This window comes from Pseudomonas sp. S3(2024) (assembly GCF_036861315.1).
Classification (GTDB): domain Bacteria; phylum Pseudomonadota; class Gammaproteobacteria; order Pseudomonadales; family Pseudomonadaceae; genus Aquipseudomonas; species Aquipseudomonas putida_A.
Genome location: NZ_JAZAQQ010000001.1, coordinates 876961 through 889658 on the forward strand (window position 1 = coordinate 876961; position 12698 = coordinate 889658).

10 protein-coding genes are annotated in these 12698 nt (G+C 59.8%); 7 read left to right on the plus strand and 3 right to left on the minus strand.

Annotation, left to right across the window (positions count from 1 at the left end; genetic code table 11):
- Positions 1-154 precede the first annotated feature (154 nt).
- The 6 genes from VLA07_RS04150 (at position 155) to VLA07_RS04175 (ending at position 7221) form a co-directional block, all read left to right on the plus strand.
- Positions 155-1567 (plus strand): OprD family porin, encoded by a 1413-nt coding sequence (locus VLA07_RS04150; RefSeq protein WP_247267923.1) that lies wholly within the window; start codon positions 155-157, stop codon positions 1565-1567.
- Between the two features lie 78 nt (positions 1568-1645).
- Positions 1646-3241, plus strand: coding sequence for an ABC transporter substrate-binding protein (locus VLA07_RS04155; protein WP_150370269.1), 1596 nt, complete (start codon positions 1646-1648; stop codon positions 3239-3241).
- A gap of 73 nt (positions 3242-3314) precedes the next feature.
- Complete coding sequence (locus tag VLA07_RS04160; protein WP_007953665.1) at positions 3315-4325, plus strand: ABC transporter permease subunit; 1011 nt, start codon at positions 3315-3317, stop codon at positions 4323-4325.
- Between the two features lie 10 nt (positions 4326-4335).
- The gene (locus VLA07_RS04165; RefSeq protein WP_027610812.1) at positions 4336-5262 is read left to right on the plus strand and encodes an ABC transporter permease subunit; all 927 of its coding nucleotides are present in this window, start codon (positions 4336-4338) and stop codon (positions 5260-5262) included.
- Positions 5263-5272: 10 nt separating this feature from the next.
- Entirely contained in the window at positions 5273-6241 is a 969-nt protein-coding gene (locus VLA07_RS04170) for an ABC transporter ATP-binding protein (protein WP_134785427.1), read from the plus strand.
- Positions 6241-7221 (plus strand): peptide ABC transporter ATP-binding protein, encoded by a 981-nt coding sequence (locus tag VLA07_RS04175; RefSeq protein ID WP_027610810.1) that lies wholly within the window; start codon positions 6241-6243, stop codon positions 7219-7221. Before VLA07_RS04170 ends, VLA07_RS04175 begins: the two co-directional genes overlap by 1 nt.
- A 200-nt stretch (positions 7222-7421) precedes the next feature.
- Here the strand turns inward: VLA07_RS04175 and VLA07_RS04180 are convergent, their stop codons facing one another.
- From VLA07_RS04180 to VLA07_RS04190, 3 genes are all read right to left on the minus strand, one after another.
- Positions 7422-7685, minus strand: coding sequence for a hypothetical protein (locus VLA07_RS04180; RefSeq protein WP_333988452.1), 264 nt, complete (start codon positions 7683-7685; stop codon positions 7422-7424).
- Between the two features lie 156 nt (positions 7686-7841).
- Positions 7842-9035 carry an MFS transporter gene (locus VLA07_RS04185; RefSeq protein ID WP_333988453.1) on the minus strand — a complete coding sequence of 398 codons (1194 nt, stop codon included), beginning with the start codon at positions 9033-9035 and terminating at the stop codon, positions 7842-7844.
- Between the two features lie 1025 nt (positions 9036-10060).
- Positions 10061-11644 (minus strand): peptide chain release factor 3, encoded by a 1584-nt coding sequence (locus VLA07_RS04190; RefSeq protein ID WP_333988454.1) that lies wholly within the window; start codon positions 11642-11644, stop codon positions 10061-10063.
- A gap of 358 nt (positions 11645-12002) precedes the next feature.
- Between VLA07_RS04190 and VLA07_RS04195 the strand changes: the two genes are divergently transcribed.
- Positions 12003-12692, plus strand: a complete 690-nt coding sequence (locus VLA07_RS04195) for an ABC transporter permease (RefSeq protein ID WP_177409065.1) — start codon at positions 12003-12005, stop codon at positions 12690-12692.
- The last annotated feature ends 6 nt before the right edge of the window (positions 12693-12698 follow it).

The following is a 12698-nucleotide window of genomic DNA, read 5'->3' on the forward strand; positions in this document are numbered from 1 at the left end:
CTGAGGGGACTGTCTACCCCCTCACGCAAGCGCTTTGCCGAAATTCGCCGATCCGGCATTTTGCAAACGTTTGCGATGTGTGAAATGAGTTCTAAACCAATAACCGGCCCACCCAAAAAAGCCGGCATAAAAAGAAAGTAAAGGAGCTTCACCCATGAAACTGAGCAGCACCGCAATCCTGGCCCTGGCCATAAGCAGCGTCACCGCCACCGCGTATGCGGAAGAGCAGAGCCAGGCGTTCACCCCGGTGACCGTCAACGAGAAGAGCGCCCAGGCTGACGCCAAAGGTTTCCTCGAAGGTTCGACAATCAGCGGCACGACCCGCAACTGGTACGCCAACGAGCAACTCAAGCGCGGCGGCAAGTTCACCTACCGCAAAGATGGCGTCGCCACCCCGACCGATCGTCGTATCAACTGGGTACAGGGCACCATCGTCAACTTCAGCTCCGGCTTCACTGAGGGCACCGTCGGTGTCAGCACTGAAATTGCCGCTTACAACGCTGTAGCACTGGAGCGTAATCGCAAGGATCTGGCCTCCAACAACGGTGGTGCACCGGGTTCTCGTCCAGGCGCGGGCAACAACCGTACGCTGACCAAAGAAGGCGGCGACGCTGAAGGCCAGTGGAGCAAACTGGGCCTGGCCAACGTCAAGTTCCGCGTGTCGAACACAACCCTGACCGCCGGTCGCCAGAACTTCAGCACCCCGATCGTCGACACCATCGGCAACCGTGCGCTGCCTTCGAGCTTTGAAGGTGTGAGCCTGCACAGCGAAGAACTGAACAACCTGTCGTTTGACGCCGGCAGCTTCGACCGCGTATCGCCACGTACCGAAGAAAGCCTGTCGAAATTCCGCTCCGAGTACACCAACAACAACGCTGAAACCGATCGCGTCAGCATTGTCGGCCTGAACTATCAGCCGCTGAAAAGCCTGAAGACCAGCCTGTACGCCTCCAAGGTGGAAGACTTCTGGAACCAGTACTACTTCGGCGCCACCCACGAACTGGGTGACAGCAATGTCGTGAGCCTGACTACCGGCCTGAACTACTACAAAACCGTCGATACCGGCAAAAAAGAGATGGGTGAAATCGACAACGACACTTACTCGCTGTCGTTCGGCCTGACTCACCAGGCCCACAGCCTGACCTTCTCGTACCAGGCCATCAACGGTGACGAGTACTTCGACTACCTGCACGAAACCAACGGCATCTACCTGGCCAACTCCCTGCTGTCGGACTTCAACGGCCCGAACGAGAAATCCTTCCAGGTTGCCTACGGTCTGAACATGGCCGAATACGGCGTGCCAGGTCTGAAGTTCAACATCTATCAGGCTCGCGGCTGGGGCATCGACGGCACTCATTACACTGGCACTGCGTATGACGTACGCAACATGGACGGCGAGCACCACTACGAATACGGCATTGGTGCAACCTACGCGGTACAGAGCGGCCCACTCAAGGCGACCACCATCCGTGGCACCTACACCGCTCACCGCGCCAGCGAAAACCAGTCCGATGGCAGCATCAACGAGTTCCGTCTCGTGACCACGATTCCATTCAACATCCTGTAAAAACCGCCGACCGACGGCTGACTCATGACGAGTCGGCCGTTCGGTTTTTTGTCTTCAACCGATTGCAGAGGGTTATCGATGAAAATGCTTCCCCTACGTGCGGCCGTCGCTGCCGCGTTGTTGAGCGCCGCCATCGGCGTCTCGGCCAAACCCTTGGTGGTCTGCACCGAAGCCAGTCCGGAAGGCTTCGATATGGTCCAGTACACAACTGCAGTCACTGCCGATGCGGTGGCCGAAACGATCTTCAACCGCCTGGCCGACTTCAAGCCCGGCACCACCGAAGTGATTCCGGCACTGGCCGAATCCTGGGACATCAGTGAAGACGGCCTGACCTATACGTTCCACCTGCGCAAAGGCGTCAAGTTTCACACCACCGAATACTTCAAGCCGACCCGCGACATGAACGCCGACGATGTGGTCTGGAGCTTCCAGCGTCAGCTGGACCCGAATCACCCGTGGCACAAACTGTCGAGCGTGGGCTTCCCGTACTTTGAAAGCATGGGCTTCAAGGAACTGCTCAAAAGCGTAGAGAAAGTCGACGACAACACGGTCAAGTTCACCCTGACCCGCCGCGAAGCGCCGTTCCTGGCCGACATCGCCATGGCCTTCTCCTCGATCTACCCGGCCGAATACGCCGACCAGTTGCTCAAGTCCGGCAAGACCGGCGACCTCAACAACAAACCAGTCGGCACCGGCCCGTTCATCTTCCAGCGTTATGCCAAGGATGCGCAGGTGCGCTTCAAGGCCAACCCGGACTACTTCCGTGGCAAGGCCCCGGCTGACGCGCTGATCCTGGCGATTGCCACCGACAACAACGTGCGTCTGCAGAAGCTCAAGGCCAACGAGTGCCAGATCGCGCTGTATCCGAAACCGGATGACATCCCGAGCATCAAGAAAGACAGCAACCTGAAAGTCGACGAGATGGACGCGATGACCGTCTCGTACATCGCCATGAACACCCAGCACAAGTACATCAGCGACGTGCGCGTGCGTAAGGCCATCGACATCGCCTTCGACAAGGAAGCCTACGTCAACGCGCTGTTCGGCAAAGGCAACGCCAGCGTAGCGGTCAACCCGTACCCGCCGACCCTTCTGGGCTACAACCACGACCTGAAGAACCCGCCACGCGATCTGGACAAGGCCCGCGCCCTGCTCAAGGAAGCCGGGGTTCCGGAAGGCACCGTGTTTACCCTGTTTACCCGTAACGGCGGCGGCCCGACCAACCCGAATCCGATGCTCGGCGCGCAGATGATGCAGGCTGACCTGGCGAAAGTCGGAATCAAGATCGACATCCGCGTCATGGAATGGGGCGAAATGCTCAAACGCGCCAAGGCCGGCGAGCACGACATGGTTTCGGCCGGATGGGCGGGCGACAACGGCGACCCGGATAACTTCCTGACGCCTATGCTCAGTTGCGAAGCAGCCAAGAACGGCGAAAACTACGCGCGCTGGTGCAACGAGAAATTCCAGACCCTGCTCGACGAAGCACGGGCTAAAGTAGATCCGGCCGAACGCGCCAAACTCTACGAACAGGCCCAGGTGCTGTTTAATCAGGACCAACCGTGGATCAGCATGGCCCACACCCGGATGTTTACCGCAATGCGCAACAACGTAGAGGGTTATCACATCAGCCCTCTCACAACCAATAACTTCGCCACTACCCAGGTGAAGTAGATAAGAAACTCCCGGCCTCCCTGACCCCAGGGTCGCCGGGCACGCCTAACCGGCTGATGAGGTACCACACAAGATGTTTAGTTTTATTGCCCGCCGACTGGGGTTGTTGATCCCCACGTTTTTCGGCATCACCTTGCTGACTTTCGCGTTGATTCGCATGATTCCGGGCGACCCCGTGGAAGTGATGATGGGCGAACGTCGGGTCGACCCCGAAATGCACGCTCAGGCAATGGAACGCCTAGGTCTGAACAAACCGCTGTATGCCCAGTACCTGGACTACATCGGCAAACTGGCCCACGGCGATCTCGGCGAATCCCTGCGTACGCGTGAGAGCGTATGGACCGAGTTCACCTCCCTCTTCCCGGCGACCCTGGAACTGTCCATGGCCGCCCTGCTGTTTGCCGGCATCCTCGGTCTTCTGGCCGGGGTGATTGCGGCGCTCAAGCGAGGATCCCTGTTCGACCATGGGGTGATGGGCATCTCCCTGGCGGGGTATTCGATGCCGATCTTCTGGTGGGGCCTGATCCTGATCATGTTCTTCTCGGTGAGCCTGGGCTGGACCCCGGTTTCCGGGCGGATTGACCTGCTTTACGACATCGAGCCGCGCACCGGTTTCATGCTGATCGACACGCTGCTGGCCGATGACATGGGCGCGTTCCTCGATGCGCTGCATCACCTGATCCTGCCGGCCATCGTGCTCGGCACCATTCCGCTGGCGGTGATCGCGCGGATGACCCGTTCGTCGATGCTCGAAGTGCTGCGTGAAGACTACATCCGCACCGCCAAGGCCAAAGGCCTGTCGCCCTCGCGCGTGGTGTTCGTGCACGGCCTGCGCAACGCGCTGATTCCGGTGCTGACCGTGGTCGGCCTGCAAGTCGGCACCCTGCTGGCCGGTGCAGTCCTGACCGAAACCATCTTCTCCTGGCCCGGCATCGGTAAATGGCTGATCGAAGCCATCGGCGCCCGGGACTACCCGGTTGTGCAAAACGGCATCCTGTTAATCGCCTGCCTGGTGATTCTGGTCAACTTCGTAGTGGACATCCTCTACGGCTTTGCCAACCCACGCATCCGTCATCAGCGCTGAGGTCCATACCATGAGCACTCCAACATCCTCAGTAGCCACTTCCGCCCCAAGCGCGGATCAAAGCCTGCTGTACCCGTCACCGTACAAAGAATTCTGGCAAGCCTTCTCCAAGAACAAGGGCGCAGTTGCCGGCCTGCTGTTCATGCTGCTGATCATCTTCTGCGCGATTTTCGCGCCGTGGGTCGCACCGCATAACCCGAGCGAGCAATACCGTGACTTCCTGCTGACGCCACCGGCGTGGCTCGAAGGCGGGCAGATGCAATTCCTGCTCGGCACCGATGAACTGGGGCGTGACCTGCTGTCACGGCTGATTCAGGGTTCGCGCCTGTCGCTGCTGATCGGTCTGTCGTCGGTGGTGATGTCGCTGATCCCGGGGATCCTGCTGGGTCTGTTCGCCGGTTTCTTCCCGAAAATGATCGGCCCGACCATCATGCGTCTGATGGACATCATGCTGGCCCTGCCGTCCCTGCTGCTGGCTGTGGCGATCGTCGCCATCCTCGGCCCTGGCCTGATCAACACCGTGATCGCCATTGCTGTGGTATCGCTGCCGTCCTACGTGCGTCTGACCCGTGCTGCGGTGATGGGCGAACTGAACCGCGACTACGTGACCGCCGCGCGCCTGGCCGGTGCCGGTCTGCCACGTCTGATGTTCATCACCGTGCTGCCGAACTGCATGGCGCCGCTGATCGTGCAGGCGACCCTGAGTTTCTCCTCGGCGATTCTCGATGCCGCCGCCCTGGGCTTCCTCGGCCTTGGCGTACAACCGCCAACCCCTGAGTGGGGCACCATGCTGGCCTCGGCCCGCGACTACATCGAACGCGCCTGGTGGGTCGTGAGTCTGCCTGGTTTGACCATTTTGCTCAGCGTGCTGGCAATCAACTTGATGGGCGACGGTCTGCGCGATGCGCTGGACCCGAAACTCAAGAACGCCGCCTGAGGAGATTCCCATGTCACTGTTAGAAATCAAGAATCTCAACGTTCGCTTCGGCGACAAAACCGCGACACCCGTTGTCGATGGCCTCGACCTGAAAGTCGACAAAGGCGAAGTCCTGGCAATCGTTGGCGAATCGGGTTCGGGTAAATCCGTGACCATGATGGCGCTGATGGGCCTGATCGAGCATCCCGGCATCGTCACCGCCGACTCGCTCAGTTTTGACGGCAAAGACATGCTCAAGCTGAGCAATCGTCAGCGTCGGCAAATCGTCGGCAAAGACCTGTCGATGGTGTTCCAGGACCCGATGACCGCGCTGAATCCGAGCTACACCGTCGGTTTCCAGATCGAAGAAGTGCTGCGTCTGCACCTGAAAATGTCCGGCAAGCAAGCGCGCAAACGCGCCATCGAACTGCTGGAAAAAGTGGAGATCCCGGGCGCCGCCAGCCGTATGGACGCCTACCCGCACCAACTGTCTGGCGGTATGAGCCAGCGTGTCGCGATTGCCATGGCGATTGCCGGCGAACCGAAACTGCTGATCGCCGACGAACCGACCACGGCACTCGACGTAACCATTCAGGCACAGATCATGGATCTGCTGCTTGCGTTGCAGAAAGAACAGAACATGGGCCTGGTGCTGATCACTCACGACCTCGCGGTCGTGGCCGAAACCGCCCAGCGCGTCTGTGTGATGTACGCCGGCCAGGCTGTTGAAGTCGGTCAGGTGCCGCAACTGTTCGACATCCCGGCGCACCCTTACAGCGAAGCGCTGCTCAAGGCGATTCCGGAACACAGCCAGGGCGCCGAGCGTCTGGCGACACTGCCGGGCATCGTCCCGGGCCGTTATGACCGTCCGCAGGGTTGCCTGCTGTCGCCGCGCTGCCCGTACGTGCAGGACACCTGCCGCGCGCAGCGTCCGGCCCTTGATCCGAAAAGCAACAGCCTCGCCCGCTGCTTCTTCCCGCTGAACCAGGAGGTGGCGTAATGGCCGTCGTACTTACCGCCCGCGACCTGACCCGTCACTACGAAGTGTCCCGTGGCCTGTTCAAGGGCCACGCGACCGTGCGCGCCCTCAACGGTGTGTCGTTCGAACTGGAAGCCGGCAAGACCCTCGCCGTGGTCGGCGAATCGGGCTGCGGCAAATCCACCCTCGCCCGCGCCCTGACCCTGATTGAAGAGCCGTCATCCGGCTCGCTGAAAATCGCCGGCCAGGAAGTGGCTGGCGCCGACAAGGCCCAGCGCAAACAACTGCGCAAAGACGTGCAGATGGTGTTCCAGAGCCCGTACGCGTCGTTGAACCCACGGCAGAAAGTCGGTGACCAACTCGGCGAGCCGCTGCTGATCAACACCAACCTGTCCGCCGCTGAACGCCGCGAAAAAGTCCAGGCGATGATGAAGCAGGTCGGCTTGCGTCCCGAGCACTACCAGCGCTATCCGCACATGTTCTCCGGCGGTCAGCGCCAGCGGATCGCTCTCGCCCGGGCGATGATGCTGCAACCGAAAGTGCTGGTCGCGGATGAGCCTACCTCGGCACTGGACGTGTCGATTCAGGCACAGGTGCTGAACCTGTTCATGGATCTGCAGCAAGAGTTCAACACCGCGTACGTGTTCATCTCGCACAACCTGGCGGTGGTGCAACATGTGGCCGATGACGTGATGGTGATGTACCTCGGTCGCCCGGTGGAAATGGGCCCGAAAGACGCTATTTACGAACGTCCGCTGCACCCGTACACCCAGGCGTTGCTGTCGGCGACCCCGACCATTCACCCGGACCCGAACAAGCCGAAAATCAAGATCGTCGGCGAATTGCCCAACCCGCTGAACCCGCCACCGGGCTGCGCGTTCCACAAGCGCTGCCCGTACGCGACCGAGCGTTGCAGCACTGAAGAGCCGTTGTTGCGTGAATTGGATAATCGCCAGGTGGCCTGCCACTACGCCGAGCAATTCCTCGACGGCGCCGCCTGATTAACGGCGGACGAAATTGTGGGAGCGGGCTTGCTCGCGAATGCGGTGTGACAGTCACTGATAATGGTGACTGACTCACCGCTTTCGGGAGCAAGCCCCCTCCCACAGGGAACTTGAGTTGTCGCTAAAGCGTTAACCAAACCCCTTCTCCCCCGATTGCGCATCAGTCGGGGAAGAAGGGGTTTTCTTTTATTTGCGATTTACGTCTGGCTGTCGCCTTCGTCGTCCGGATCATCAGAGTCCGGTTCATTAGTAGTCGAGTCGTCGTCATCGGCGCTGCCACCCTGCCCCTGATCACCTGGCTCTGATTCGGACTTGGCGAGCATCAGGCCGCTGTGTCCGACCTGGCCGTTAAAGGCCTGGGAATCGTGATCCTCGCACTCCGCCCAGGCCGTCGCGGTGCCGAGGGACAGCATGACCATCACTTTCAATAGCAATAAAAACCGTAGCAACCTGCTTTTCATAGCTGACTCCATCCACTTTCAGGTGAGACATGGGTGCCTGACTGGCGCTGTGTGAAATCTAGTTCCGATCCGTCGGGTTCACCAGATAGGACGCTAACGAGCAGACAGAAATGCCCTCCACAGACAGACAGGTTTCGAATAACACCTATCGCGGAATCAGCTAAGCGGACGGGTCGCTTGCCACGTCAAGGGAATCGACATCAACACCAGTACGGCGCTACCCAGCCAGACGCTATGGCCACCGAAATTGCCGTACAACTGACCGCTGAGCACCGGCGACAACAGCGCACTGGCGCTCCAGCTCATAAAGAACAGACCAAAGTACTGGCCGCTTTTGCCGCGCTGGGCAAATTGCATCGCCAGCACATTCAGCGGCGGCATGAACAACGCCTCGCCCAAGGTCCAGATCACCGTCGACAGGCAGACGAACGCCAGCCCGGATCCGAATGGCAACATGCCCAATCCGCCGGCCAGCAACAAACTCCCTGCGAGCATTTGCCGCCGCGTGCCCCAACGCTCGCCGCAGTGTGACAAGGGAATCTGCAAGGCGATCACCAGCAACGCATTGAGCCCGAACTGCCAGCCGATCGCCTCGGTGCTCAAGTGGTAGTAATCACGCAGATAATTGCCCAGCGTGCTGTAGACCGTGTCGAATGCAATGCCAAGCACGGCGGTCGCCGCGAGCAACCACAGGAACGCGTTATCGTAAAACGGCGCAACGGATCCACCGGCGCCGTTTGTAGAGGGGGCGTCATTGATCAGTACCGGCCGACGCCACGTAGTGCGAACAAACCACAGCAAGGCCAACAGCGTCATCGCCGCGCTGCCGAAAAACACCCAGCGAAAATCCGTCTGCGCCAACACCCCGCCCGCCACACCTGCGGCGGCCATGCCAAGGTTGCGCGCCACCCGGCTCAAGGCCTGCGCGCGCGAGCGTTGAGCGACTTCGCAGTACTCCATGATCAGGCGTTGGTGCAGGGTGCGAATGGCCCCATCGATCGTCCCGCTGAGCAACAGCAATGCCGCCAGCAACGGCACTTGCGAGACCAGCCCCAGCAGGATCAACACCCACACCGAAACAAAGAACAGCGTCGCCGTCAGCCGCGCCGTGCGCACATGGTCACTGAGCAGCCCACCGAGCATCGAACCGACCAACAACCCGGCACCATAGGCCGACAGCAACCAGCCGACGGTTTCAATCGCCAGCCCCAGCTCCTGGCGCAGATACAGCGCCATGAACAACTTGACCATGCTGCTCAGACGATTGATGAACAGCAACGCCGCAAGCACCCAGGCCATCAGACTGAAATAGCCATTGGGGCGCAGCAGATGGATGAGGTTGCGCGTCATTCCATTGACCTCTCAAAGCGACCGGCATGACCTTGAACACTAACGTCCAGCGCGCCGGTTGTCGCGATCAAGAACATCGATATCTCAAAATACGGATTCGCCCTACAGTCCCTGCAGGAGCTTCCTTCAGTCGCTCAATTGGATTAGAAAAAATGGTCGGCTGTCAGGCCGCCTTCGCGAGCAAGCCCGCTCCCACAGGTTGAACCCGGTGTATTCAGGTAGAAATTGGTCGGCTGTCAGGCCGCCATCGCCAGCAGGCTGGCTCCCACAGGTTGAACCCGGTGTATTCAGGTAGAGACTGGTCGGCTGTCAGGCCGCCTTCGCGAGCAAGCCCGCTCCCACAGGTTGAACCCGGTGTATTCAGGTAGAAATTGGTCGGCTGTCAGGCCGCCTTCGCGAGCAAGCCCGCTCCCACAGGTTGAACCCGGTGTATTCAGGTAGAGATTGGTCGGCTGTCAGGCCGCCTTCGCGAGCAAGCCCGCTCCCACAGGTTGAACCCGGTGTATTCAGGTAGAAATTGGTGGGCTATCAGGCCGCCATCGCTGGCAAGCCAGCTCCCACAGAAAAAGCTAAAGCCAGGCGCATGCTTTTCACCACTCAAATGGCCGAGTGTCAGCTCGCCGAAAGCTTTTGATCTTGATCCTCGGGCGACGTCGGAAGGCTGAGTGGAGGGATTGATCCGGGGGTGGGAGCGCAGCGACCGTTTGGCGCAGCCAAACACAGCGAGAGGAGGTGCAGCGAAGCAAACCGTAGGCGCTGCGCCCGGATCAATCCCGCAGCGAAGGGACCCCGAGCCCCAGCGAGCGGGCCGAACGCAGGAGCAAGCCTTTTGGGTTACCTTTTCGGCGTTTGGAAAAGGTGACTCGCCGTAAGGGCGAAACCCTAAGTAGCCGTTACCAAAAAAACGGATATGTACACAAAAAAACCAAGAACCTGGTCGGCCCAAAGGCCGCCAAGACCAAAGCCCCAAAAAAAAGCCCCCAAGGCCTACACCTCAGGGGCTTTCGAACAAACCAGCTCAGCGCTTAGTGATGCTCACGCGTCGCACGGAATTTCACATCCGGCCACCGCTCTTCCATCAACGCCAGGTTAACCCGCGTCGGCGCGAGATAGGTCAGGTGCCCACCGCCATCCAGTGCCAGGTTCTCCACAGCCTTGTTGGAAAACTCCTCAAGCTTCTTCTTGTCGCTGCATTCAATCCAGCGCGCGGAATACACAGTGATCGGCTCGTAAGAGCACTCAACCTTGTATTCCTCCTTCAGACGGCTAGCGACCACATCAAACTGCAGCACACCCACGGCGCCAAGAATGATGTCGTTGCTGCGCTCCGGGAAGAACACCTGGGTCGCGCCTTCTTCGGCCAACTGCTGCAGACCCTGACGCAACTGCTTGGACTTCAGCGGATCACGCAGACGCACACGACGGAACAGCTCCGGGGCGAAGTGCGGGATACCGGTGAAACCGAGGACTTCACCTTCGCTGAAGGTGTCGCCGATCTGGATCGTGCCGTGGTTATGCAGACCGATGATGTCGCCGGCGTACGCCTCTTCCAGCTGTTCACGCTCGGAGGAGAAGAACGTCAGGGCGTCGCCGATGCGCACGTCCTTGCCGGTACGCACGTGGTGCATCTTCATGCCTTTCTCGTACTTGCCGGAGCAAATACGCATGAAAGCGATGCGGTCGCGGTGTTTCGGGTCCATGTTCGCCTGGATCTTGAAGATGAAGCCCGAGAACTTCTCTTCCACCGGCTCCACGGTACGCTCGTTGGCGACACGGGCCAGCGGACGCGGGGCCCAGTCAACTACGGCGTCGAGCACGTGATCGACACCGAAGTTGCCCAATGCAGTACCGAAGAACACCGGAGTCAGTTGACCGTCGAGGAACTCCTGCTGGTTGAACTCGTGGCAGGCGCCCTGCACCAGTTCCAGCTGTTCGAGGAAGCGATCGTACTCGTCGCCCAAGTGCGCGCGCGCCTCGTCGGAGTCGAGCTTCTCGATGATCTTGGTTTCGGTGCGTTCGTGACCGTGACCGGCGGTGTAGACAATGATGTAGTCGTCGGCCAGGTGGTACACGCCCTTGAAGTCGCGGTAGCAACCGATCGGCCAGGTGATCGGCGCTGCCTTGATCTTCAGAACGGCTTCGATTTCGTCGAGCAGTTCGATCGGGTCGCGGATGTCGCGGTCGAGTTTGTTGATGAAGCTGACGATCGGCGTGTCACGCAGACGGCAGACGTCCATCAGGGCGATGGTCCGTGGCTCAACGCCTTTACCGCCGTCGAGCACCATCAGCGCCGAGTCGACCGCCGTCAGGGTGCGGTAGGTGTCTTCGGAGAAGTCTTCGTGGCCCGGGGTGTCGAGCAGGTTGATCATGTGTTCGCGATACGGGAACTGCATGACCGACGTGGTAATGGAAATACCCCGCTGCTTCTCCATCTCCATCCAGTCGGATGTCGCATGGCGGTCGGATTTACGGGATTTCACCGTACCGGCCACTGCAATCGCCTTGCCCATCAACAGGAGCTTCTCGGTGATCGTGGTTTTACCGGCATCGGGGTGGGAAATAATGGCGAAAGTGCGGCGTTTCGCGACTTCGGCGGCCTGGTTGGTCATGGGAAATCGCCTGGCGGTGATTCAAAAAAGGGCCGCGATTATAGCCCAACTCGATGCAATAACCGAACCGTTGAGCACATTAAGGGTGGCCAAATGCTGCCCCAGATGGGAACCTTTTAAAGCATGGAGACGTCCATCCCCTGTTACGACATTTCGTCAGGGGCTGAAAAATCAGCAAGTTAGCCTGACGAGGCTGCGCTCATGGCTCGCTTTCAGACCGCTTGTTGCCGGTGCTGAAGGAGCTGCTTCTCGCGAACGTTTATTCCCGGCAGCCAAGGCTTGGCATGCCACACGGGAGAGCGTTCGCCGACTATAAAAAAGGAGTCCGCCTGTGGCTATCCGCTATGGCAAAGGGCTGATGGGAGGTGCGGTGGTTATCGCGCTCCTGGCCCTGCTGATCCACTGGATCGGCATCAACACGATCGAACACTACCGCGACGATTTGTTGTTTTACCTGCAAGCTCATCTGATTCTCGTCCTCGCTTCAATGCTGGCCGCCCTGGTCGTGGGCATCCCCGCCGGTATCTTCCTCAGTCGCCCGACCATGGTCGGCCGCGCTGAACGCTTCATGCAGATCTTCAATATCGGCAACACCGTGCCACCGCTGGCTGTACTGGCGATTGCCCTGGGGATTCTCGGCATCGGCAGTGGTCCGGCGATCTTCGCTTTGTTCCTCGCTTCTCTGTTGCCAATTGTGCGCAACACCTACGAAGGTCTGAAAAACGTCCAGGGTTCGCTGAAAGAAGCCGCCGTCGGCATCGGCATGACCCCGCGCCAGGTGTTGTGGAAAGTCGAATTGCCCAATGCGGTGCCGATCATCATCGGTGGCGTGCGCGTGGCACTGGCGATCAACGTCGGCACCGCGCCGCTGGCATTCCTGATCGGCGCCAACAGCCTCGGCAGCCTGATCTTCCCTGGCATCGCCCTGAACAATCAGCCGCAACTGCTGCTCGGTGCCGCGTGCACCGCGCTGCTGGCCCTGCTGCTCGATGGCGTGGTCACCCTCGCCAGCCGTCTCTGGCTGGAACGCGGTTTGCGCCCGTCTTAAGGCTTT